The organism is Bacillus sp. UNC438CL73TsuS30, assembly GCF_000482325.1.
Classification (GTDB): domain Bacteria; phylum Bacillota; class Bacilli; order Bacillales; family Cytobacillaceae; genus Neobacillus.
Genome location: NZ_AXVA01000010.1, coordinates 23,978 through 47,750, shown reverse-complemented (window position 1 = coordinate 47,750; position 23,773 = coordinate 23,978). Strand labels below are relative to the sequence as shown.

General features: G+C 42.7%; 28 protein-coding genes. 13 read left to right on the top strand and 15 right to left on the bottom strand.

Annotated features, from left to right (window positions below):
* Positions 1-33 precede the first annotated feature (33 nt).
* Complete coding sequence (gene speE, locus M028_RS0103305; protein ID WP_026572640.1) at positions 34-861, bottom strand: spermidine synthase; 828 nt, start codon at positions 859-861, stop codon at positions 34-36.
* 293 nt (positions 862-1,154) lie between these two features.
* Here speE and M028_RS0103300 point away from each other — a divergent pair, with 293 nt between their 5' ends.
* Positions 1,155-3,221: a transglycosylase domain-containing protein gene (locus M028_RS0103300; RefSeq protein WP_026572639.1), complete on the top strand. Its 2,067-nt coding sequence runs from the start codon at positions 1,155-1,157 to the stop codon at positions 3,219-3,221.
* A 149-nt stretch (positions 3,222-3,370) separates the two neighbouring features.
* On the opposite strand, the gene M028_RS0103295 is transcribed toward M028_RS0103300, so the two are convergent.
* Positions 3,371-3,880 (bottom strand): YwhD family protein, encoded by a 510-nt coding sequence (locus tag M028_RS0103295; RefSeq protein ID WP_026572638.1) that lies wholly within the window; start codon positions 3,878-3,880, stop codon positions 3,371-3,373.
* Positions 3,881-3,895: 15 nt separating this feature from the next.
* Entirely contained in the window at positions 3,896-4,489 is a 594-nt protein-coding gene (locus M028_RS0103290; RefSeq protein WP_051590927.1) for a site-2 protease family protein, read from the bottom strand.
* Between the two features lie 216 nt (positions 4,490-4,705).
* Between M028_RS0103290 and M028_RS0103285 the strand changes: the two genes are divergently transcribed.
* A complete protein-coding gene (locus M028_RS0103285; protein WP_442852772.1) occupies positions 4,706-4,897 on the top strand; it encodes a 2-hydroxymuconate tautomerase in 192 nt (63 codons plus the stop codon).
* A gap of 22 nt (positions 4,898-4,919) precedes the next feature.
* Here M028_RS0103285 and M028_RS0103280 read toward each other — a convergent pair whose 3' ends face one another.
* From M028_RS0103280 to M028_RS0103270, 3 genes are all read right to left on the bottom strand, one after another.
* Positions 4,920-5,429, bottom strand: a complete 510-nt coding sequence (locus tag M028_RS0103280) for a YwgA family protein (protein ID WP_026572635.1) — start codon at positions 5,427-5,429, stop codon at positions 4,920-4,922.
* Positions 5,430-5,452: 23 nt separating this feature from the next.
* The gene (locus tag M028_RS0103275; RefSeq protein ID WP_026572634.1) at positions 5,453-6,760 is read right to left on the bottom strand and encodes an HD domain-containing protein; all 1,308 of its coding nucleotides are present in this window, start codon (positions 6,758-6,760) and stop codon (positions 5,453-5,455) included.
* Between the two features lie 143 nt (positions 6,761-6,903).
* A complete protein-coding gene (locus M028_RS0103270) occupies positions 6,904-7,125 on the bottom strand; it encodes a DUF1450 domain-containing protein (RefSeq protein ID WP_026572633.1) in 222 nt (73 codons plus the stop codon).
* 289 nt (positions 7,126-7,414) lie between these two features.
* Here M028_RS0103270 and M028_RS0103265 point away from each other — a divergent pair, with 289 nt between their 5' ends.
* Entirely contained in the window at positions 7,415-8,158 is a 744-nt protein-coding gene (locus M028_RS0103265; RefSeq protein ID WP_026572632.1) for an RsfA family transcriptional regulator, read from the top strand.
* Positions 8,159-8,388: 230 nt separating this feature from the next.
* On the opposite strand, the gene M028_RS0103260 is transcribed toward M028_RS0103265, so the two are convergent.
* Together M028_RS0103260 and pta are read right to left on the bottom strand one after the other, a co-directional pair.
* The gene (locus tag M028_RS0103260) at positions 8,389-9,222 is read right to left on the bottom strand and encodes a lipoate--protein ligase family protein (RefSeq protein ID WP_026572631.1); all 834 of its coding nucleotides are present in this window, start codon (positions 9,220-9,222) and stop codon (positions 8,389-8,391) included.
* A gap of 271 nt (positions 9,223-9,493) precedes the next feature.
* Positions 9,494-10,465, bottom strand: a complete 972-nt coding sequence (gene pta, locus M028_RS0103255) for a phosphate acetyltransferase (RefSeq protein ID WP_026572630.1) — start codon at positions 10,463-10,465, stop codon at positions 9,494-9,496.
* Positions 10,466-10,709: 244 nt separating this feature from the next.
* Between pta and hemQ the strand changes: the two genes are divergently transcribed.
* Positions 10,710-11,453 carry a hydrogen peroxide-dependent heme synthase gene (gene hemQ / locus M028_RS0103250; RefSeq protein WP_026572629.1) on the top strand — a complete coding sequence of 248 codons (744 nt, stop codon included), beginning with the start codon at positions 10,710-10,712 and terminating at the stop codon, positions 11,451-11,453.
* Between the two features lie 235 nt (positions 11,454-11,688).
* Entirely contained in the window at positions 11,689-12,153 is a 465-nt protein-coding gene (gerQ, locus tag M028_RS0103245; protein ID WP_026572628.1) for a spore coat protein GerQ, read from the top strand.
* A 144-nt stretch (positions 12,154-12,297) separates the two neighbouring features.
* Here the strand turns inward: gerQ and M028_RS0103240 are convergent, their stop codons facing one another.
* The 6 genes from M028_RS0103240 to mobA form a co-directional block, all read right to left on the bottom strand.
* The gene (locus M028_RS0103240) at positions 12,298-12,669 is read right to left on the bottom strand and encodes a DUF423 domain-containing protein (RefSeq protein ID WP_026572627.1); all 372 of its coding nucleotides are present in this window, start codon (positions 12,667-12,669) and stop codon (positions 12,298-12,300) included.
* Positions 12,670-12,706: 37 nt separating this feature from the next.
* Entirely contained in the window at positions 12,707-13,015 is a 309-nt protein-coding gene (locus M028_RS0103235) for a YwdI family protein (protein ID WP_026572626.1), read from the bottom strand.
* Between the two features lie 118 nt (positions 13,016-13,133).
* Positions 13,134-14,153, bottom strand: coding sequence for a MoeB/ThiF family adenylyltransferase (locus tag M028_RS0103230; protein ID WP_026572625.1), 1,020 nt, complete (start codon positions 14,151-14,153; stop codon positions 13,134-13,136).
* A 21-nt stretch (positions 14,154-14,174) separates the two neighbouring features.
* A complete protein-coding gene (moaD, locus tag M028_RS0103225; protein ID WP_026572624.1) occupies positions 14,175-14,408 on the bottom strand; it encodes a molybdopterin converting factor subunit 1 in 234 nt (77 codons plus the stop codon).
* Positions 14,401-14,865: a molybdenum cofactor biosynthesis protein MoaE gene (locus M028_RS0103220; protein WP_026572623.1), complete on the bottom strand. Its 465-nt coding sequence runs from the start codon at positions 14,863-14,865 to the stop codon at positions 14,401-14,403. Before M028_RS0103220 ends, moaD begins: the two co-directional genes overlap by 8 nt.
* A gap of 75 nt (positions 14,866-14,940) precedes the next feature.
* Positions 14,941-15,540 (bottom strand): molybdenum cofactor guanylyltransferase, encoded by a 600-nt coding sequence (gene mobA, locus M028_RS0103215; RefSeq protein ID WP_026572622.1) that lies wholly within the window; start codon positions 15,538-15,540, stop codon positions 14,941-14,943.
* 265 nt (positions 15,541-15,805) lie between these two features.
* Between mobA and M028_RS0103210 the strand changes: the two genes are divergently transcribed.
* Both M028_RS0103210 and bshB2 read left to right on the top strand, forming a co-directional pair.
* Complete coding sequence (locus M028_RS0103210; protein WP_026572621.1) at positions 15,806-16,153, top strand: YojF family protein; 348 nt, start codon at positions 15,806-15,808, stop codon at positions 16,151-16,153.
* An 18-nt stretch (positions 16,154-16,171) separates the two neighbouring features.
* Positions 16,172-16,843: a bacillithiol biosynthesis deacetylase BshB2 gene (bshB2, locus tag M028_RS0103205; RefSeq protein WP_026572620.1), complete on the top strand. Its 672-nt coding sequence runs from the start codon at positions 16,172-16,174 to the stop codon at positions 16,841-16,843.
* A gap of 155 nt (positions 16,844-16,998) precedes the next feature.
* Here the strand turns inward: bshB2 and M028_RS0103200 are convergent, their stop codons facing one another.
* The gene (locus M028_RS0103200; protein WP_051590909.1) at positions 16,999-17,742 is read right to left on the bottom strand and encodes a Crp/Fnr family transcriptional regulator; all 744 of its coding nucleotides are present in this window, start codon (positions 17,740-17,742) and stop codon (positions 16,999-17,001) included.
* A gap of 264 nt (positions 17,743-18,006) precedes the next feature.
* Here M028_RS0103200 and M028_RS0103195 point away from each other — a divergent pair, with 264 nt between their 5' ends.
* The 6 genes from M028_RS0103195 to M028_RS0103170 all read left to right on the top strand — a co-directional run bounded on the left by M028_RS0103195 (position 18,007) and on the right by M028_RS0103170 (position 23,769).
* The gene (locus tag M028_RS0103195) at positions 18,007-18,462 is read left to right on the top strand and encodes a hypothetical protein (protein ID WP_026572618.1); all 456 of its coding nucleotides are present in this window, start codon (positions 18,007-18,009) and stop codon (positions 18,460-18,462) included.
* An 18-nt stretch (positions 18,463-18,480) separates the two neighbouring features.
* Positions 18,481-20,352 (top strand): Sec-dependent nitrous-oxide reductase, encoded by a 1,872-nt coding sequence (gene nosZ, locus M028_RS0103190; RefSeq protein ID WP_026572617.1) that lies wholly within the window; start codon positions 18,481-18,483, stop codon positions 20,350-20,352.
* 81 nt (positions 20,353-20,433) lie between these two features.
* The gene (locus tag M028_RS0103185; protein ID WP_331280300.1) at positions 20,434-21,012 is read left to right on the top strand and encodes a hypothetical protein; all 579 of its coding nucleotides are present in this window, start codon (positions 20,434-20,436) and stop codon (positions 21,010-21,012) included.
* Positions 21,009-22,352 carry a nitrous oxide reductase family maturation protein NosD gene (nosD, locus tag M028_RS29320; RefSeq protein WP_051590908.1) on the top strand — a complete coding sequence of 448 codons (1,344 nt, stop codon included), beginning with the start codon at positions 21,009-21,011 and terminating at the stop codon, positions 22,350-22,352. The genes M028_RS0103185 and nosD overlap by 4 nt, the downstream gene beginning before the upstream one ends.
* The gene (locus tag M028_RS0103175; protein ID WP_026572615.1) at positions 22,316-23,113 is read left to right on the top strand and encodes an ABC transporter permease; all 798 of its coding nucleotides are present in this window, start codon (positions 22,316-22,318) and stop codon (positions 23,111-23,113) included. Before nosD ends, M028_RS0103175 begins: the two co-directional genes overlap by 37 nt.
* A complete protein-coding gene (locus tag M028_RS0103170) occupies positions 23,110-23,769 on the top strand; it encodes an ABC transporter ATP-binding protein (RefSeq protein WP_026572614.1) in 660 nt (219 codons plus the stop codon). Before M028_RS0103175 ends, M028_RS0103170 begins: the two co-directional genes overlap by 4 nt.
* Positions 23,770-23,773 lie beyond the last annotated feature (4 nt).

Here is a 23,773-nt window from a genome sequence, read left to right as displayed (position 1 = left end):
ACCTTAATTAAGCGGGGGCCTGACCCCCACTAATTATTTAACTAAATCGCCCACAAATTTAGGCAGCACGAATGCAGCTTTGTGAAGTTCTTTAGTGTAGTATTTTGTTTCGATCTCGTGGAAGCGGTCCTCGCTTACTTCTAATGGGTCGTATTTTTTTGATCCGATTGTGAATGCCCATAAGCCGCTTGGGTAGGTAGGAATATTCGCTACATATAAACGGGTGATTGGGAAGATTTCACGTACATCGCGTTGAACATTGCGAATCAAGTCAGCCTTAAACCATGGATTATCAGACTGCGCCACGAAAATACCATCTTCTTTTAGCGCCTTTGAAATACCAGCGTAGAAGCCCTTTGTGAACAGGTTCACAGCAGGTCCAACTGGCTCTGTTGAGTCAACCATGATGACATCATATTCATTTTCACTTTTTGCAATATGCATAAAGCCGTCGTCAACACGTACATCCACACGAGGATCGTCTAACTTGCCGGCAATTTCCGGAAGGAATTTCTTTGAATACTCAATTACCTTGCCATCAATATCAACAAGCGTTGCTTTTTTCACGCTTGGGTGCTTCAATACTTCACGAATAACGCCGCCATCTCCGCCGCCGACAACCAAAATATTTTCAGGATTTGGGTGAGTAAATAAAGGTACATGCGCTACCATTTCATGATAAACAAATTCGTCACGAACAGAAGTCATCACCATGTCATCTAAAAGAAGCATGTTACCCCATTCCTCTGTTTCGATCATATCTAACTTTTGAAATTCTGTTTGCTCTGTATGTAAAGTCTTATTTACTTTCATCGTGATGCCAAAATTATCGGTTTGCTTTTCTGTAAACCAAATTGTCATGTTCATCTTCCTCTCATCTATTTTCAATTTTAACTAAGTAATCACCAAAGCTAATATTTATTCACTTATCTGATCACGAAGGTACTACTCCATTTTTATCCTACCCAAACACTTAAATTACAAACAAGAAAAAGTATAGAGGAATCTAGCAAAATTTCAAGAAAAATTTTCATTTCTTAATGGGAAATGTTTAAAACACATCCATTTTTTTCATACTGTTACTATAAAGTTTTTTAGAGAGAATGTCCCAAAAGATACGAGGGACTACTGAATGCAATAAAGGGGTGAATAAGATGGAAATCATGACGAATCACGGGTTTCGGAAAACAATTAAGTATTTACGTGCGATTATAATCATCAGTTTGATCGGCATGGTTTGTATGCTCATTCTCTTTCTCGGCATTCTTGGCTATGCAAAAATTTTAGGAGCGCCACCGCTTGCCGTGCCGCAATCGACCCTGTTTTTTTCCGATGACGGGACATTAATTGGCGAAAGCAATAGCGGGGAGAAGCGCTACTGGGTATCCTTAAACGATATTTCGCCGGATTTAGTGAACGCGACCGTATCAATTGAAGATAAAAATTTTTACCACCATCATGGCTTTGATATGAAGCGGATTGCCGGTGCAGTTGTGGCCGATATCCAGGCATTTGGAAAGGTCCAAGGGGCGAGTACCATCACCCAGCAATACGCCCGAAATCTATTTCTCGAGCACGATAAAACCTGGTCTCGGAAATTGCAGGAGGCTTTTTACACAATCCGCCTGGAAATGAATTATTCGAAAAAGCAAATACTTGAAGGCTACCTAAACACGATTTATTACGGCAATGGGGCCTACGGTGTTGAGGCAGCCAGTCAATTTTATTTTGGAAAAAAAGCAGCTGATTTAACCCTTGCCGAGGCCTCGATGCTAGCAGGAATTCCGAAGGGTCCAGGGTATTACTCTCCACTCGTTTCGATCAAAAATGCGAAGCACCGCCAATCGATCATCCTTATGACAATGGTGAAAAACGGCTATATCAAGGAAAGTCAGGCAAAAGCAGCTGCAGGGAAGTCACTGGGCTTTGTGGCCGCACACCCGCACCAGCAAGTTAGGGTTGCTCCCTACTTTCAGGATGCTGTCAAAAACGCGTTAAAAAGTCAATTGCATTTAGATGACCGGACAATTGCACTTGGCGGTTTAAAGGTCTATACAACACTCGATTTAAAGCAGCAAGAGGCAGCTGAAAAGCAAGTACAAAGCGTCATCGCCAGCGGCTCAGAAATCCAAACGGCCCTCGTTGCGATGGATCCAAAAACCGGCGGTGTCAAAGCGATGATAGGCGGCCGTGATTATGAAAAGAGCCAGTACAACCGTGCTATTCAAGCGAAAAGGCAGCCTGGTTCAACGATTAAGCCAATTCTTTATTACGCAGCCCTGAGCCATGGATTTACACCATCTTCAACAATGCGGAGCGAGTCTACTACCTTTCATTTTGATGATGGTTCCCAATATACACCGCATAATTTTAATAATAAGTATGCGGGTGGGGAAATCACTCTCGCCCAGGCACTGGCGTTATCCGATAATATTTATGCCGTCAAAACGCATTTATTTTTAGGAGAGGACACGTTAATCAAAACAGCAAAAAAGTTTGGGATCTCCACGAAAATGGCGAAGGTGCCGTCCCTTGCCCTGGGAACTTCCGGGGTTCGCGTGGTTGACATGGCAGGTGCCTACAGCCTTTTTGCCAATGGCGGAAAAAAGGTGGAACCAACCTTGATTACGCGCGTTGAAGATTATAATGGAAAGATCCTTTATGAAAAAGAGCAGGACAACAAACAGGTATTAGATCCTGCTAAAGCTTATGTTATGACGCAAATGCTGACAGGAATTTTTGATCCGAAGCTTGACGGCTATTCAAGAGTGACCGGCAGCACGGTCATCAAGGAATTGACCCGGCCTTATGCCGGTAAATCCGGTTCGACGGAAACGGACAGCTGGATGATTGGATTTTCACCCCAGCTCGTGACTGCCGTCTGGTCAGGCTATGATGAAAGTAAACCGATTGATTATGTAGCGGAAAAATCATATTCGAAAAATATTTGGGCGCAGTTTATGGAGGAAGCATTGAAGGATAAGACGGTTAAGGCCTTTAAACCGCCGAAGGAAGGTGTCGTTGGCGTCTATGTCAATCCAGAAAACGGCAAGCTCGCGACTAAAAACTGCCCGGTGCGGAGGTTCACTTACTTTGTGAAAGGCACTGAGCCGACGGAATATTGTACCGAACATATGGATCGTTCCGAATCAAATCCTTTGAAAAAGAACACCGAGCACAAGGACCCGTGGTACAAACGAATTTTCAAATGGTCGAATTAGTATTTTACGGCTCTAAAAGCCACTAAATCATCACCAATGTGAAAAGCTCCGGATGCCTCCGGAGCTTTTCGTGTCCTAGTTTTACGTGTATTCACGCTGTCTATTAGTTTACTTTTTTTCCAGTAAAACTACAAGTGATTTACCAAAATTTACTCATCCATTAAACCCTTTTTTAGTTCTTCCGATGAATTTTTCCACAAATCCGCATTGTGATTACGCAAAAATTCAGCCAGTACTTTTTTTGATTTTTCATCCATATGGTCGACAATAATATGGCGTTTCAGTGACTTATCCATGTAGTTAACATGCAAAGGAAGCGATTTGTAGCCGCGGCGGATTTCGCGGTCCACTGTCATTTCACATGCCGTTACTCCGGCATAATATGGCCCTTCTTCGTTTCGGTCGATCGTTACCCAGACAAGCCAGTAGGGCTTTCCGTTTGGCACCTCATCCTTATTTGGCAGAAACTTGATTCCCTTTTCAACTGCGCTGCGGGCATGCATGGCACCGACATCAATTTCCGCCTCACCGGCATCCACATCAATCATTACCGGGGAAACATTATCAAGGCTCAGCGCCCCCTTGCCATATCCCCGGTGCCCGTCTGTTGGGTCGTTTTTAATAATATTAAAACCAACTTTTTTCTTTTTTTCTTCCATATACCAAAAGTCCTCCTAAAAAAATAGTCCATAATAAAAATCATTTAACCCCTTCAACACAGATGGAATCACCCCATACATGAGTGGCTGAATCGTATAACGATCAAGCGGGGTAATGACTAAAATTAAAAAAATAAATGAACCGTATGATTCATATTGCGTCATTTTTGCCCGTACTCCATTTGGGGCCAAATCCTCTATAATGCGGTAGCCATCCAGTGGTGGAAACGGTAAAAGATTAAAAACAAACAAGACTACATTAAGCCTGACAAATAAGTCAAAAAACCCATAAAGTTGATCCGGGACATTCATCCCGCTGCGTGACAACGCATACCAGACAATAAAACCAACCGATGCCAAAATAAAATTGCTCAGCGGCCCGGCCACCGAAACAAGAATTCCTGCAAGCCTTGGGTTCTTAAAGAAAAAGCGGTTAACCGGCACAGGGCGAGCCCAGCCAAACCCGGCAATAAAAATCAAGATGGTTCCAATTGGGTCAAGATGCTTGAGCGGATTTAACGTCAGCCTCCCCTGATTTTTTGCGGTCATATCCCCGAACTTATAAGCCACATAGGCATGGGCAAACTCATGGAACGTAAAGGCAATCATCAGCGTAATCGCCACATACGGAATTTCCTTAAGTGAGTAAGCTAAACTCAAATTGGGTTCTCCTCTCCTTTTACGTTTTCGATTCTCTGTCTATATAGTTCCATTCACTGTATTCATTTTCCTTTTAGTATACATGAAACCGCTGGAAAAATGAAAAAAACAACCCAACTTGAATTTTTTGATTTTTTATGAAAAACTACTATCAAAAGGAGGAATATACATATGCCAATTATTACAGTAAAAATGCTTGAAGGCCGTTCCGATGAACAGAAACGTGCGCTAGTTGAAAAAGTTACCGAAGCAGTAAGCGAAACAGCGGGTGCGCCAAAGGAGAGCATTTCTATTATTATCGAGGAAATGTCCAAAAATCATTACGCAGTCGCCGGTGTCCGCGCAATTGATAAATAAGCCATGTAAAAAAGCTAAGACATCATTGTGTCTTAGCTTTTTCTTTAAGGTTTTCAATATATTGATACGCTTCCTCAATTTCCGCTTCTGTATAGCGTTGCTTGCTTTTTAACGTAAAAACTTTATTCGCAACCTCTTCCTTTGGAAGATTATCAAAATATAAAACCGTTGAGACAAGCTCCAAAAATCTAGCATTTTGATCGTTCATATCCTCGAGGCAATCTTGCAAATAAGGCATCTCTACTTCATTTAAGCTGAGAAACTCGCGGCCGTTTTCCGTTAACGTGTAGCGATACTGGAAGTACCCTCCCTTTTTCTCCTTTACCTCGTTCAAAAATCCCATATTACACAATTCTTCTACTCGTAAAGTCAGTTCCTCCGAATAAGGGCCGTAAAAATGAAATTGAAACTTTTCATGGAATGGGAAAGACACTTTTTTTGCAATATAAATCATCTTTTGCAGCTTTTTTCTTCCGATAATTTCACCGGATACCAGAACGGCCTGCATCAGCTTGGCGTGATCTTTTAACATCTTCACATCTCCTACTCCGAATCTCAATCGTTCTCTATTTCTAAAAGGGCACGTATTTGTTGTTTTATCTCTTTATTTTCAGTGTCATCAAAAAGAAAATCAGCGGGATAATAGAGCTTGTGGTCTGTTCTTCTTTTTCCAGAGATGGCATCAACAATCTCCGACTCTCTAGAAAGCTCGCGCAGTTCCCCGTTTTTCATCAATAGATGGATGGGAAGGCGCTCCCCTTCTTCGCCTGGGCGATAAAAGTCATAAGGCAAATCAGACGACGAGTCGACCACCAAATAGTACTCCGGATCCAAATCGGCCTGGATAAACAGCTTCGTCAGCTGCGCAAGCTTTTTGTATTCCTTCGCTGGATCAAATTCGGCATATTTAAACAGATTTCGGTTAACAAAGCGGCGGCAAAGGTCACTTAAAATCGCATCCTCTTCCTCCTGCCAAATCTGAAAATAATATAAAATCACAGCTTCATCCAATTTTAAATAGTCTTCTAATTTGGCTTGATTATTAAAAAACGAATAAAAATGAACAGGCTTATTTTTAAAGGTATAGTTTCTCTCAAATAAATCTTTTGCGCGGTGGAGGATTTTTGATAAAAGAACCTCAGCGCTCCGGGAAACAGGATGAAAGTAGACCTGCCAATACATTTGATAGCGGCTCATAATATAATCCTCTACCGCATGCATCCCGCTCTTTTTAATTACGACCTGGTCTTCCCTTGGCCGCATCACGCGCAAAATTCGTTCCATATCAAATTGACCGTAGCTCACCCCGGTAAAATAGGCATCCCTCTGCAGGTAATCCATCCGGTCGGCATCAATCTGGCTGGATATTAAACTAACAACCAGCTTTTTTTCAGAGGTCTTCGCAATTACTTCGGCTACTTTTTCAGGAAAATCTTTTCCTGCCTTTGATAGCACTTTATTTACCTCTGTATCTCCTAAAATAATCGCTCGGGTAAAATCTTCATGGTCGAAGTCGAACACTTTTTCAAAGGAATGGGAAAAAGGGCCATGCCCTAAGTCATGGAGGAGTGCGGCACAAAGCGTGAGCAAGCGGTCCTCGTCGTTCCATTCCGGACGTCCGGCAAACACATCATCAATGATGCGGCGGACAATCTCATAAACTCCGAGAGAATGATTGAAACGGCTGTGCTCTGCACCGTGAAAGGTTAAAAAGGTCGTTCCTAGCTGTTTAATTCGACGCAGGCGCTGAAATTCCTTTGTTCCGACTAAATCCCATATCACACGGTCACGGACATGGATGTAGCGATGAACCGGGTCTTTAAACACTTTTTCTTCACTCAGTTTTTCCGTCGAATAAGCCATTTGATTCCCTCTTCCTCTTTTCTTCTTTCTATTATAGCCGCAATTTATGGGATAATCACCCAAATTTCAGCAAAATCCCCCAGTATTTTTCGACAATCTTAACCAAAAAGAAAAATCACCCAGGTACGTTGTCAAAGGTGATTTTATTTTAGTTTTTTATTTATCTTTTCCATTAATTCCTCTTCCGATAAGGCCGCAAGCGGGCGGTTGTTTACGAACGCAAAGGTCTTTTTCCGGCCTGGTCCGCAATAAGATTGGCAGCCAATCTTAACCTCGGCATCCGGGTCAATCTCTTTCAAACGAGGGATTAATGTCTTTAAATTTACGGCCTGGCAATCATCGCAAACACGAAATTCATTGGACATTTTTTACAACCTCTTTCCATTTTAAACAAAAGCTTTATATTATTTTAACCAACTATTAGCAGTGAAAATCAGACTTTTATTAAAAAAATCGACATGTAACTCCATTGGTATTTTACAGTTTCTTGTTTTTGAATGCAAGGTGCATCTCCTTAGTAAACTCTAAAAAAATCTACTATCCTTGCAACAATTTGGTATAAAGCATGGAAAACTTGTCCATCCTAAGACTAGAACTTTTAAAAACTCGTCACAAGCGGGTTCATCGTACTAAATATTTAAGGGAGTTGAAAAAATGAAAGTTCGTCAAGATGCATGGACAGATGAAAATGATCTACTTTTGGCCGAAACGGTCCTTCGTCATGTAAGGGAAGGCAGTACCCAGTTGAACGCATTTGAAGAGGTTGGCGATAAACTAAATCGGACTTCTGCAGCCTGTGGTTTCAGATGGAATGCCGTTGTACGCCACCGTTATGAAAAAGCCTTGCAATTATCGAAAAAACAGCGTAAACAGCGCCAGCGGATTTTAGGTAAAGACCAAGGCGGCAAGAAAAAACTGCTTTATAATCCACCAGTGGTAGAAGAGCTTGTTACCATGGAGGTTCCAGTAGAGACGGTGGAGTCGTTTGAACTGCCAGAATTGCCAGAGTTAACCATGGAAATGGCTGAAGAAACGTATGCAAAACCGGCGGTACAAACAACCTACCGCACTGCACCGGTATCTGCGTCAGGAATTTCCATTGATCATGTCATTGATTTCTTGCAAAACTTTAATCATTCCAATCTTCAAAATGAAGCACTAAAAAGTGAGAATGAAAGATTAAAGCGTGAAATTGCTGAATTGAAACGCCAAAACGATGAAATGTCAAAGAAAATTGAAGGTTTAGAGCAAAATACCGAAACCATTCAAGAAGATTATGAAACCTTAATGAAAATTATGAACCGTGCCAGAAAACTTGTTCTATTTGAAGAAGAAGAACGCCCAGCTACAAAATTCAAAATGGACCGTAATGGTAATTTAGAAAAAGTAGCGGAATAGAACGAAAGGCGGAAGCGCCTTGGTCAGCCTAAGGCAAGCGCTGGAGGCCCAGACGGTGAAGTCGTTCTTTGACTTCATCGGCTGGGCCGAAGCGACCTAGGAAAAAAGCAGTTCATTTTTTCCCTCGAGGGGCAGGACGCTTGCGCTAGACATTAGAAAAAGCAAAGGGAGAAAGTGCAACATTCTCGTTATAAAAGAAGCCGTAAATCCAAATCATGGTTTACGGCTTTTTACATTTTTTCATTTCGATCGATGACCCGTTGATAATAACCGGGGAAGAGCTCAAGCTCATAGTCATTTAACTGACCGGCATACAGAAAGTCACTGTTCCGCTTTAACTCGTTTAACAGCCGCAGCATCACATCAGAAATCGTAAAATTTTGATCTAGGAGTTCTGATAGAGAGGCCATGACTTCTGGGGCAATTTTTGGATAAGCAAATTTCGTCTCCTCACTCCCCTTGGCAATCTCGTAAAATTGTTTAATCAGCTGGGCCCGTTTACTGCCGCTTCCGTTTACACATAGGTAGATTTGCACCGCAACACCCTTTTTTAATCTGCGCTGGGATATGCCGGCAAACTTCTTTCCACCGATGCTGAGGTCATAGCTGCCGGGGCAATAAGAACCAACGATTTCCCTCGCATCAATGTGATGATCGGGGAAATCTACAAACATCTGCTGAATCAGATGCCACATCGTATCATAGCCGCGGTTAATATCAATCCCTTTTTCTGTTTCTGGAAGAATGAGAGAAATATTCAGAACTCCTTCATCAAGAACGACTGCCAGCCCGCCGGAGTTTCGGACAATGGATTTGAAACCCTCCTGCTCGAGATACTGTCTGCCTTGTTCCAAAAAAGGCAGCCTTGTATCCTGGATTCCTAGGACAACCGTATTATGATGGACCCATGTTCGGGCGGTTGCCGGTGCATTACCGGTTCCAACTGAGGCACAAAGGGTGTCATCCGTGCCAAATGATTGCAGAGCATTGAAATGAATGCCTGCAGCTGACTGATCGATGACCCGCCACTGCGGCTGGTGTAGTAAATGGAGTGTATTTTCCATCAACGTCACTCCTTCTTAATCAAAAATCCTTTTTTAGTATATCAAATGGTGCGGTGGATTAGCCATCCGTGGATGATATCGACACTTTTTGGGGGATATCAACACTTTTAGGACAGATATCGACACTTTTAAAATGAGGATATCAACACTTTTTGAGCAAATATCAACACTTATTCCCAGATATCAACACTTTCGGGAACTATATCAACAATTCCACATTTAAGCGCTAAAAAAAGCCGGCCCCCTAATGGAGGCCAGCGCACACAATCTATTATAATCCTTGCCCCGCTGTAATCAGCGCAAGCTTATAGACATCTTCTTCATTACAGCCGCGGGACAAATCATTTACCGGCTGATTCAATCCTTGTAAAATCGGCCCAACGGCCTCAAAGCCGCCTAAGCGCTGCGCAATTTTATAACCGATATTTCCTGCTTCAAGACTTGGGAAAATAAACACATTCGCATCCCCCTGCAACACAGAGTCCGGAGCCTTACTTTTTGCCACAGACGGTACAAAGGCTGCATCAAACTGGAACTCACCATCCAAAACAAGTGATGGCTCACGGCGTTTTGCTTCCTCAACCGCAGCAACCACCCGTTCAGTCTCTTCCGACTTCGCCGAACCCTTCGTCGAAAAACTCAACATCGCGACACGGGGATCGATATCAAACATTGCCGCTGTTTTCGCACTTTCAATCGCAATCTCTGCTAAATCCTGGCTGTCAGGGGCAATATTGATCGCGCAATCTGCAAACACATATTTCTCATCACCGCGAACCATGATGAACACGCCGGACGTCTTTTGAACGCCTTCCTTTGTTTTAATAATTTGCAGCGCAGGGCGCACCGTATCGGCCGTAGAGTGGGCCGCACCGCTGACAAGTCCGTTCGCCTTGTTTAAATACACAAGCATCGTGCCAAAGTAATTTTCATCCAATAAGATCTTGCGTGCATCTTCTTCAGTAGCTTTTCCCTTACGGCGGTCCACAAACGCCGAAACAAGCTCATCCATTCCGGCATATGTCGCAGGGTCATAAATTTCCGCCGCATCCAATGAAACCCCAAGCTCTTTTGCCTTCGCTTGAACTTGTTCAATATTACCAACCAAAATCGGTGTCATTAATTTTTCCGTTGCAAGGCGTCCGCAAGCCCGGATAATCCGCTCATCCAGCCCTTCTGGAAACACAATTTTCAGATCGCGGCCGGCAACCTTTTGCTTTAAACCTTCAAATAAATCACTCACGATAAATCCTCCCTTTATCTTCTACTTCCTTTAGCATACAAAACCAAAATGAAAATTCAAGGACTAGCCTCATAGAGAACGTTTTCAAAATAAATGTTTTTGTTTTCAAAACAATCTAATTTTTAGCATTTGCACTTTTTTATAAAATTAACCACTTTTATTGTAAATGAAGTGTTTTATCCAAGCCCCTTGGTCAAACTATGATATAGTATAAATTGTTGAAAAAGATTAAGGAGTGATATGAATGAGTGAAGCAGCACAAACACTTGAGGGCTGGTATTGCCTACATGATTTCCGTACATTTGATTGGACAACCTGGAAAATGCTCTCCAGCGATGAACGCCAAGCAGCCATCCACGAGTTTTTAAGTCTAGTTGAAAAGTGGAACACCACCCAAGAACGCAATGAAGGCAGCCATGCCTTATATACAATCGTTGGTCAAAAGGCTGATTTTATGATGATGACCCTGCGCCCAAGTATGGAAGAGTTGAATGAAATTGAAAACGAATTCAACAAAACAAAATTAGCTGAATTCACGATTCCAGCTCATTCTTATGTATCCGTTGTTGAGCTCAGCAACTATTTGCCACAGGGCGAAGATCCATACCAGAACCCGCAAATGTTAGCTCGCCTTTATCCAAAATTGCCTAAAGCTAAGCATGTTTGCTTCTATCCAATGGATAAGCGCCGCGAAGGCAATGATAACTGGTACATGCTTCCGATGGAGGAGCGCAAAAGTCTAATGCGCAGCCACGGAATGATTGGCCGTACATATGCTGGAAAAGTGAAGCAAATCATTACCGGGTCCGTTGGTTTTGATGATTACGAATGGGGCGTTACCCTGTTCGCTGACGATGCCCTGCAATTTAAAAAACTTATATATGAAATGCGCTTTGATGAAGTCAGTGCCCGCTATGGCGAATTCGGTGCCTTCTTCGTCGGGAATATCCTTGAAGAAGAACGCGTATCCGGCTTCTTTCACGTCTAAGCAAAAAAGGTCCTCAAGTTTGGGGACTTTTTTATTTTCCATCAATCAATGCAAGTTATATTTTTTCTCCTCCCCACATACTTATAAAACAGCGAGTCTAAGAAAAACTCTATCCATCTCGTAAAGAGAGGTGACAATAAAAATTGCACTTGCCCCACTGGAACCAAATGGGGGTGGGTGGAGTATGCATAGAATGTTGAGCCTAGAGTTTATTCATATTTAGGAGGGGAAAAAGATGAGTCAATACTATCCACAAGGGTTTCAGCCCTATACAGGAGCAGCAGGACAACCGGGAGCACAGCCGCAGCAGCAAGCGTTCTTCCCGCAGCCTGGCGTAACCTCATTTCCGCCAGCTGGCACTGGAGGTGGATTAACACCCACACCTGGTGGACCAGGAACAAGCCTGCCTGGCCAATTGCCGATTGAGCAATCCTACATCGAAAACATTTTACGCTTAAACAAAGGTAAACTTGTTACCGTATTTGCTACCTTTGAAGGAAACAGTCAGTGGAACGCAAAAAGCTTTAAGGGCATCATTGAGGCCGCAGGACGGGACCATGTGATCCTTAGCGATCCACAATCAGGCACCCGTTTCCTTATCCCAATGGTAGCCGTTGACTACATTACCTTCAGTGAGGAAATTGAATATGAATATCCATTCGGAAGTGGGCCGAACCTAGGCACCTACCCGCCGAGATAAACTTAAACAACACCAATTGTTCCTCAATTGGTGTTTTATTTTTTTAAAAATAGGTCGCCAGCACAGTTTTCATACGAGCATATCGCTTGTATTGGCTATCTCCACAAAAAAAAGACATTGGAGTACTCCCCCAATGTCCGTTTCTTATAAATGTTTTACCGCCCCGATTATTACTAGAATCCACGCTGCCAAAAAACAAACGCCGCCAATCGGTGTAATCGCCCCTAAAATACCAATCTTCGTTACACTTAACACATACAAGCTGCCACTGAAGAAAATGATGCCGATCAGCATCAACCAGCCAGACCAAGTAAATAATGAACTGTCCGCCACCTTTGCAAGCAGAAGACCGACAACCAAAATTCCAATTGCATGGAACATTTGATAGGTAACGCCCGTTTTCCAAATTTCTAAATAATGCGCATCTAGCTTATCCTTCAGTCCGTGAGCCCCAAAAGCCCCCAGCGCTACGGCCAAAAAGGCATTAATTGCCCCTACGATAATGAAAGCCTTCATTTGATTTCCCTCTTTTCTTTAATTGAACGCCAAACACCTAAAAGTCAAACAGTGAATCTCCGTTCGCATCTTCACCCATATCCAGTTTCTTTGGCTGATTAATTGCGGCCGGCTGTTGAAACATAGGCTGCTGAAAAGTAGGCTGCACCACCATTGGCTGTTGAACAACAGGAGGATTAGATACAGCTGCCTGCACCGGCATTTCCGCTTTTTCTTCGAGGATGAGTTCGCATAATATTTTAATAGAGTAAACCCGTTCCCGCAAGCTTTCACCCTTGGTGCTTCGCTTGGCAGACTGCAACTCGTCTTCCATTTTCGCTAATAACTTTTGAACAGAAATATCCAAAAATCCTTACACCTCTCATTTCCTAACATCTTACGACAAAATCCCTAATGTTCCACGTGAAACATGTCAGATTCTGGCATCCTATAAAAAAGAGACTGTATTGTTCAGTCTCCCTTTCTTATCCCAAAATCCGCTGATAGATGGATTTAGCGTGTATCAAATCCTTTGTTCCATGAATGAGGGCACGGCCGTCTTTAAAGACCACCATGCGCTCTTCCCCCATTTCAACCGATAACAAATAAGGATTCCCTTTTACTGTATATCCCAATGAACGAAGCTGATCCGCCAATTTTTCTAGCGAAAGCTCCCTATGACTTGCTGGACGGATTTGTACCGTATCCCTGCCGCAAAGCACGGTCGTTTTCGTGGTATTTTCCTGATCCAAATAAGGAAAGGTCGGACTCTCACCACAGGACAAGCAACCGGCAAATTTCGCCTTGGACATTTTCATGCTGGTGTATTGATTCCGCCACAAATCAAAGCTGACAAACGAGGATCTAACAGCTTCCCAATCCTCGACAAGGATCTTTAATGCCTCCGCCATTTGATGGGCAATCACCATCTGCACAGCTGGTGAAATAATTCCGCCTGTATCACACGTCATCCCCTGGAGTGGAATCGTACGCAGCAGGCAATTTAAACAAGGCGTTTTTCCAGGAAGAATCGAAAAACTCATCCCGAAACTGCCAACGCAGGCCCCATAAATCCATGGAACCTTGTACTTTTGCGAAATATCATTGATAATCATGCGGATTTCAAAATTATCCGTAGCATCGATGATAAGGTCGACCTCACGGGCTGTTTCTTCGAGCCATTCGGCGGTTGCCTCGCCAATTACAGAGACAATTTCAACATCCGAGTTAACCGCTCTTAAGCGCCTTTCGGCCGCCGCCGCCTTCGGAAGCTTTTCCGCAACATCCTCCTCAGTATAGAGCTGCTGCCGCTGAAGATTACTGGACTCAACATAATCACGGTCGATGATGGTCAGTTTCCCGACACCAGCCCGCACCAAGATTTCGGCATTCCCGGAGCCAAGCGCTCCGGCGCCAATCATTAGCACATGCTTACGGCGAATCTTCTCCTGACCATCTTGTCCGATTCCTGGAAAGAGAATCTGCCGCGAATAACGATCACTCATTTGTAAACACCTTCCTAGAAATCAACCGCCACTAACGGGTGGGATAAAGGCAATAACGTCACCTTCGCTGATGACCTCATCATTTGAGGCAAATTCTTCATTTATTGCCGTCATCACGGTTTCCATTTTCGGCAAATTGTAGATTGCGGTCAGTTCAATTTTCAAATCGGAGACCGTTTTACCAGCCGCGTTTAATGCTAATGATTCTTCCCCCACTACATCACGTAAATGAGCAAAAAACAGCACCTTATTCATGTAAGTCTTCCTCCTCCGGTTTTCCGGACGGGTATTCAACGGTTTCAAGTTGATTTCCCATCCACTTTTCTCCATCTTCCCAATGTTCCTTTTTCCAAATAGGAACGATCTCTTTAATTCGTTCAATGGCATAGCGGTTCGCCTCATAGGCGTCAGCACGGTGCGGCGTTGAAACGGCAATGACGACCGCAACATCGGTAATATCCAGCTTGCCAACGCGGTGCGTGATGGCTACCTTTGAGCCTTCCCAGCGCTGTTCAATCTCTTGTCCAATCTGTTCTAATTTTTTCACGGCCATCGCCTCATAGGCCTCATATATAAGAAACAAGGTTTTCTTGCCTTTTGTTAATTCACGGACTGTACCGATAAAAGTGGTAATCGCCCCGGCCTCACGCTGGATCACCTTATCGATCACCGCCTGAATTTGAATCGGCTCCTTCGAAATTTCATAGTTCAATTTATCACCTCTTTTGCACGGCATTTTATCGTTATTATATTGCTTTAGACCAGCCTCGGCAAATAATCTTAATTGTCAGTTATCTCCATCTGCCCATTTCTTTGCTTTTTCGTATTCCTCCGGGTAGTTCATATTGAAAAAAGTACGCTCAAGTCTCGGTTTGCTGTATCCCGGAAGGTCCTCTTCGGTTAAATATAGAACCTGTAGGTCGTCAAAAAGCTGTGTCATCCGGAGGTTTCTTTTTTCAAGACTTGCCTCTACCACTGGTAAAATACATCTGCGATAGGCAGCGAATAATGGTTGTTTCTTTCCGTCAATGACAGGGATGGCTGCATCAAAGCTGCCAAGTTTTGCTGCAATTTTTTCAGCAAGTTCGCCAGAAACAAACGGCATATCGCACGCCACGGCCACGTTCACTTCCTGTGTCGATTCTTGCAGCCCGGCATGAAGACCGGCTAACGGTCCCAGCCCGGGAAATCGGTCGGAGACCATTTTCACTCCTAAAAACCGATATTCATCAGGATGATTGGTCACAAGAATGATTTCTGAAAAAAACCCCTTCAGTTCTTCCACCAACCGCTCGATGTTGGTTTTTTCATTTATTTTTAAAAGGGCTTTATTGGTACCCATCCGGCTTGATTTACCGCCGGATAAAATAATTGATGCCGCCTTCATAGTGCACCCCATAAGTATTTGTTTTACCCATTTTAATACACATGTTACCTATTTAACAGTAGGAAAAGATTTCTTAGACAATTCCAACACGTTTAACAACAATCGCAGCACTTCCTACAACCATTGACACCCTTACTCAGCCCACACCACTTTTTTAAGCGTTCCCTTCGCTTTTTTTAACTGATTTTAGTATGATAGTTACATTATTAATTACAATAGAAAAGTAGAAATCATACATTTAATATCGGGAAAGGAGCCACAGGTTATGGAAACAATTGATGTAGCCAAAGTCCAGGAAGCAATCAACCACTATGCCCATAAAGATGTCTATCTTCACCTAGAAACCACAAATGGTGCCTATGCCTCACACTTTGATCAATCCTTTTTTTCAGCTGGTGCCTATATCCGCAATGCCCTTGTTCAATATGAACTAGGAAAAATCACTGGAAGCGGCCCATATCGGATTGGCTTAAAAATCAACCTTGGCTGGGTCTATGCAGAAGGGCTCACCCATTTTGAAATCGATGAACAAAACCGCCTGTTGCTTGCCGGCCACGACAGCAAAGGAAAACTTGCCGTTGCCCTCGAGCTCAGCACGACTCCATTTGAATAAAGAAAGGAGAACACCGTAATGGAAAAAGAGCGTCAAGTCTTAGTCGTTTTTCCGCATCCGGATGACGAAGCATTTGGGGTATCCGGCACCATTGCCACCCATGTCGAAAATGGAACCCCTGTCACTTATGCTTGTTTAACATTAGGGGAAATGGGACGTAACATGGGGAATCCCCTTTTCACAAACAGAGAAAACCTGCCAAAAATCAGAAAAGAAGAGCTGAAAAACGCAGCAAACGCCCTTGGCATCCAGGATTTACGGATGCTTGGCTTCCGTGATAAAACCGTTGAATTCGAGGATGAAGAAAAGCTGACAAATGTTATTTCGTTGTTAATTGATGAGTTGAACCCATCGCTCATTATCACGTTCTATCCGGGCTATTCCGTTCATCCCGACCATGAGGCCACCGGTGCGGCCGTCGTACGGGCTGTCGAAAAGATCCCTGCCGCGGAACGGCCAAAATTACACTGCGTAGCTTTTTCCAATAATTGCTTAGAAGAGCTTGGCGAAGCCGATATTATTAATAATATTTCCGCAGTTGCCGATAAAAAACTTGCCGCCATGCGCGCGCACCGCTCACAAACCGAGCAAATGCTAGGCGATATGACCGAAAAACTCAAAAATCAAGACCCGCAAGTTATGGCATGGATTAACAATGAACGATTTTGGACTTATAAATTCACAAAATAGAAACTGCCCCAGCAATTTGGGGCAGCTTTTTTAATGGACTCAAATTTTATCTGCGAAAAATGAACATTTATCCGCGTTCTAGACTAATTTATCTGCGAAAACGCTGTTTTTATCTGCGAGAAACACCTTTTTATCTGCGAAGCAGCCGACACACTCTATAAATCCGAATGCAGCAAAGTACAGAACCGGCACCAGTCAAGGATCACGATTTTCCTAGATTTCATATCAATCATTTCTTGTTTCTTTAATTTTGAAAATACACGACTGACACTTTCCCTTGATGTCCCGACAACCGTGGCAAACTCCTGAACGGTTAACGGAATTTCAATATCCCAGCGATTCTGACCAGTATTAAACTTTTTCCCCAAGCGCTCTAAGGTCTTAACTGTTTTTGCGTAAACATCGAGCAAGGCCACATCACGCAATTGAACGGTCATCTCCCGCAACGAATCACTCATATAACGAATCATCTGGATTGAAAGCTCCGGATAGTCGTACAAATCCCTTTCTAACTCATTTTTATCCAAAAAGAGAATCTTCCCATCCTCAAGCATCGATGCCGTTGCCGGATAGCATTGTGTTCTTTGCGTAAATAAGCACGCCTCCGCAAACATATCCCCTTTTTGCTTGATGCAGACAATGATTTCGTTTCCATTTTCATCCTGCTTCGTTAGCTTCACAGTACCGGAATAAACAAAATAAACTCCCCGTGCAACATCATCTTCCGACATGATCCTTTCCCCTTTTTTAAACGAAAAGGTTTGAACCCGTTTCTCGACCAGCTTCAGTGAGCTTGTCGATAATTCTTTAAAAATATCAATTTTCCGTAAAAAATCCTCCGTTTTTGTGGTCCTTAAGACAACTAAGTGTGGATCATTTACACATTCATTTCCATCCATTTTTTCCACCACCTTTTCATGTTTGAAAACTTAGAAACCATTCTTCCCCCCATTTTATAAAATTTCCTTTTTAAAAGAAGTGACAAGTTTCACTAATGGTTTCACAAAACGTTCATTTTTCAGAAACCCCGTCAATACAACGCCTGACGGGCCGTTTCACAGAACGTTCACACACCCTAATATAGATGTGAGAAACATCACATTTTTGGAAGCCCTCTCAGAATAGGATATAACTGTTGATTAGAAATAAAAGGAGGGAAAAAAGTGAATAAGGCAATCATTAGCTTCGTTATTAGTCTTGTCATAGGATTTGGCCTTGGTTACTTAGTGTTTGATGTGATGATGGGGGATTCCGGATCACAGCCTCAAGTAGCGGCGCAATCAGATACAAACACAAAATCAACCACTAAGGATCAGGGTTCACAATCAAAAGAGACAGCGGCAACGACAACATCAGTGGACCAGGACAACATTCTATCAAAAAGAGGCTGCTTAGGCTGTCACTCTGTTGAAGCATTAAACCTCAAAGGCGGCCAAGTAGGTCCGGACCTATCCCATGCCTTCGTCGAAGTTAAAGATAAACACGGCATGCCGATTGAACAATTCTTAACCAAACCAGACTCAGCCGTGATGTCAGGCGTTATTGGCAAAAATCCTTTAACAGACGCAGAACGAAAACAAGTTCTTGATATTCTAAAAAAAGCTTCAGAAGCTAAATAAAAAAGGTGGTGCAACCAAATGAAAAAATGGATTCCAATTGCTTCCGGCCTTGTTGCCGGCTTTGTGGCAGCTACCATTTCCTTCGCCGACCTTTCATCAAGTCCAAAAACAACGGAAGCGGCTAATAGCAGCACAAAGAGCAATGCAGAAAAGGTGTATGTCCCATTTGGGCAAAAAGATGATTATTACCTGATTGATTCCGGCGGTCACTCTGGACAACTGTTTGTATATGGTGTTCCATCGATGCGGGAAATTCGAACGATTCCGGTTTTCTCGCCTGATCCGGCAACAGGTTATGGATTTGACAGTAGAACAAAGAAAATGCTCGGAGGATATACATGGGGTGACCTCCACCACCCAGCCCTTTCGGAAACAAATGGCGACTACGATGGTAAATTCCTATTTGCAACCGATGTAGGAAACAGTCGTGCAGCTGCAGTTGATTTAAAAACGTGGACAACAAGGGACATTATTAAAGTTCCAAATACAGCGGGTCCGCACTGTGCCGCCTTCGTAACGGAAAATACCGAGTACATGTTTTTACCAACTCGTTTTGCTGTTCCGCTGGGGCAAAAATATGAATCTCTTGATGATTATCATTCAAAATATCGTGGCGTAATGTCAGCTGTCACCTTTGACCAAAACAAAGAAAAGCTAAATATTGCTTATCAGGTTGCCCTTCCGCCATGGTCTTATGACCTTTCCGATGCCGGTAAGAAGATCTCTAAAGATTGGGCCGTGTTGACTACTTACAATACAGAAGAATCAACAACCACAATGGAAATAAACGCGTCCCAAGCAGACCGCGACTATATTGTTCTTTTTAACTGGAAAGAGCTTGCGAAAATGGTCAAGGAAGGCAAATACACAGATGTGAATGGGCAAAAGATGATTTTCCCGGAAAAACAAAAAGGCGGAATCTATTTAATTCCTGTTGCTAAGTCGCCGCACGGTGTGGATGTAACTCCGGACGGAAAATATTTCATTGCGTCTGGAAAACTAGCACCTGCGATGACGGTCTTCTCATTTGAAAAGGCATTTAAGGCAGTTGAAAACAAGGATTTCTCTGGTGAAAGAAACGGCATTCCTATTCTAAACTATAAATCAGTTATGGAACGTGAAGTGAACCCAGAAAATGCACTTGGACCGCTTCATACTCAGTTTGATAATAAGGGTATGGCCTATACAACCATGTTTATCTCTTCTGAAATCGTAAAATGGAATCCTAAGACGGGTGAAACATTAGACCGCGTACCAGTCCAGTATTCACCAGGACACTCTGTTGCGGCTGAAGGTGACACCGTTGCACCTGATGGAAAATGGCTTGTCGCATTAAACAAATTGGCAAAGGATAACTTCCTATCTGTGGGACCTTCTCACCCTGAAACGATGCAGTTAATTGATATCAGCGGCAAGATGAATGTAGTCGATACCGTTCCGGTTAACCCTGAACCGCACTATGCACAGATGATTAAGGCTGACAAAATTAAGTCTATTAATGTATATACAAAGGATACAAAGAATTCAGATGCGGTTTATAAAAAGTCGGATACAAGAATTGTTCGTGATGGCAATGAGGTCCATGTCTACGGTGTTGCACTCCGCTCAAGATTTATCTTTGACGCGAAAGCAAAACGTCCTGACACGATTGAGGTAAATGAAGGAGATCATGTATTTATTCACTTAACCAATATTGATATGGATGAAGACATTACCCACGGCTTTGCCATCAATGACTATAACTTAAACATGGAAGTTCAGCCTGGTGAAACAAATACGTTAGAGTTTACCGCTGATAAAGCCGGTACTTTCCCGCTTTATTGCACAAACTTCTGCTCTGCGCTTCATCAGGAAATGAATGGCTATTTCCTTGTTAAGCCTAAAAAATAAAAAGTTGGTGATGGGTATCAATTTTCCGATTGATACCCTCATCCATTTCCTAATAATAACCCTATAAAAGGAGTGGTTAACTTGAATGATAGTACAGGTAATAAACTATCCATCATGTCTTCATTATTGATTGCCTTAGCCGCCGTATTATTTGTTTGCTCCATCTTTTTTCCATGGTGGAAGATGGTGTTTTGGGCTCCACAATATCCAGAAGGATTAAACATTATCGTTTATCCGAACAAGCTTGACGGACAACTTGATATTGTGAATGGGTTGAACCACTATATTGGAATGAGAAACTTCAGTGAAAAAAACTTCCCTGAGCTTTCCTATCTCTCCTATCTTGTATGGGGGCTAGCGGCCATCACCCTTTTAACCGCGATCCTAAGAAAAAAAATTGTTCTTTATATATTGATTGGTGTCATTGTGATTGGCGGCATTCTTGGCGTCCTCGACCTTCATAATGCACTGCATGATTTCGGGACCAACTTAAGCCCGCATGCACCGATTAAAATTGCTCCATTCGTACCACCGATTATTGGGAAAAACCAGGTAGCAAACTTTATTACCCACAGCCTGCTTGGACCGGGTACTTATTTCTTATTAGCAGCCTTTGTGTTATTACTCATTCCGCTATGGAAGGATCGAAAAAGAAAATGAAAAAATTGACGCTCTTTCTTTTCGTTTTTTCTCTTTTTTTTCTAATTAAACCTGAGAAAAATATGGCAGCCGAAAGCTTGCAAGCCTTGATCGACTCCTCGAAAGAGGGAGCGGTGCTAAAGCTTGAGAATCAAACCTATGAAGGCAATATCGTCATCGATAAGCCCCTTACATTGATTGGCAGAAAGCACACCGTGATCAAGGGAGACGGAAGCGGAAATGTTATTTCCATCAAGGCACCGCGTGTTTCGCTAAGCCATCTAACCGTGACAGATAGCAGCATGAACCGCAATTCTGCGGAGGAATACGCAGCCATTAAGATTTACAGTAATCATAATCTTGTCGAGCACATTACCATCCGCCGTTCCTTTCACGGTATTTATTTAAGCAAGGCCCACTATAATACCATTCGAGATAATCATATTAAAGGAATGGGCAAGGGCGAAATTGCCGCCCAGGGCAATGGGCTCCATGTTTTTTACGCACATGATAACCTGCTGATTGGAAACACCATCGAAGGCACGCGTGACGGGATGTTCTTTGATTATGCGCACAAAAATCGAAGCATTGCCAATAAAATCAGCCATACCCGCTACGGATTGCATTACATGTATTCTGACAAAAATGTTTTTAAAAATAATATTTTCACGATGAATCAGGGCGGCGCTGCTGTTATGAATTCAAACCAACTCACATTGGATGGAAACCAATTTATCGTAAACTATGGAAATCAATCGTTTGGCTTGATGCTGCTTCAAGCAAATGATAATAAAATTGAAAATAATACCTTTTACATGAACCAACGGGGTTTATATATAGATCAAGCAACACGAAATGTATTTCGGCACAACCGCATTATCCAAAATCAAATCGGGATTGAGCTTTGGGCCAGTTCCAATGATCAGACCTTTACCTTAAACCGAATTACGGATAACACTATTCCCGCTGTTACCCTTGGCGGTACGGGGGAAAACAATTCCTGGAGCATGGATGGCAAGGGAAACGACTGGGGTTCAGCTTTTCCAGTTACCGATTTAAATCGGGACGGAATTGGCGACTTTCCGGTAACCTATCATTCTTCCCTCCACCAACTGATTGAGGACCAGGAATTAACGAATTTATTTTTAAAAAGCCCGGCGATTAAAATCTATGAAAAATTAAATGCCGCGCTGTCAAGGGAAGCATTGATGTTTCGTGATTCACACCCATTGGTTGGGAGTGCAAAAGGCAGCCACACAAAGGTTTGGTTGAGCGCCTTTTCTTTACTTGTTTTATGGCTGCTTATAAAGGGGAGAAAACGACTATGCATTACATTTGGAAGGAATGGAAGGAAAATATAAGAGGAAAAGGGCTCTGGCTCGCGCTTAGTATTATTGTACTGATTTCAATCAGCATTTTGTATCGTTCCACTGCCCTTTCCTACGATAATGGCTTTTATGTTTTAATCATCAACCTGTTTGATACGATTATTTACTTTATTCCGATTCTCTGCTTGTTTATCGGCGCCTTTTCAATCTTTCAGGAAAAAGAACAAAAAACACTCATCATGCTGCTGACAAAAAAGGAACAATACGCAAGCTTTTTGATGAAAAAAAGCCTCGGAATTTACGGGGTCGTTCTTGCTCCCTTGCTAGCCTGGTTTTTCATCTACTTACTTTTATTGAAATTTAATTTTCAGCTAGATTTTAAGGGGTATTTTATTTTTATATTAGCCATTATTTGCATGGCACTCGTCTTTCTGCAAATGGGGGCAGCGATTGGCAGCTTTAGCCGCTCAAGAATGCAAATTATCGGCTATACGATCTTTATCTGGTTTTACTTTTTCTTCTTGCATGATTTTATTCTTTTATCGTTTCTTCCAGACGTCACCCATGAAAATGTAAAACTCTTTTCGGCTGTCTACTTTTTAAATCCTTTACAAGCGATAAGGATGTTTATCGAAACGGGAACAGGGGTATATTCCTTTGGGCATATGTCAAGACTACTGCAGGCCTTCATGTGGACGAAGCCAGGATTTTTCCTGTTTGGAAATCTCGTATTCTGGCTTGCTGTATCATCATTAGCGGCGGTTATTTTCCATCGCAAGGAGGGTTATGAATGATTTCTGTTACGAATTTAAAACAATCCTTCGGGAAAAAAATTGTCCTGGATTCCGTTGCTCTTGAAATCCATGAGCGGGAAGTCTGTGCCCTTGTCGGACGAAACGGTGCAGGAAAATCAACGTTAATCAACAGTTTGCTAAGTCTGCTCCCGGTTAAACAGGGCTCGATTAAAATAAATGGAATGGAAGTATCCAAGAAAAATAACGAATGGAAAAAAGCGATTGCTTATCTTCCGGAAAAATTCATGCTTTATCCGATGTTGACCGGATTGGAAAACATGAGATTTTTTGCCGAAGCCGTTTCTGGAAAAGCTGATACGATACGAATCGAGGAGGTTCTGCGGTCGGTAAGTCTGTGGGATGACCGCGATATCCAGGTGAAACAATATTCAAAAGGGATGCTCCAACGTTTGGGACTAGCAGTCACGCTATATCAGGATTCCAGCCTGCTCATCCTTGATGAGCCAACAAGCGGGATTGACCCGATGGGAAGAAAGGAAATTTTAGAGGTGCTGAAATCGCTTCATGATAAAACCATCCTGCTCTCCTCGCACCACCTGGATGAAATCAAACAGATTTGCACCCATGTTGCTTATTTAAATAATGGAAAAATAGAAAAATACACGGTTAAGGACTTTTACAAACACAAAACTTAGGAGG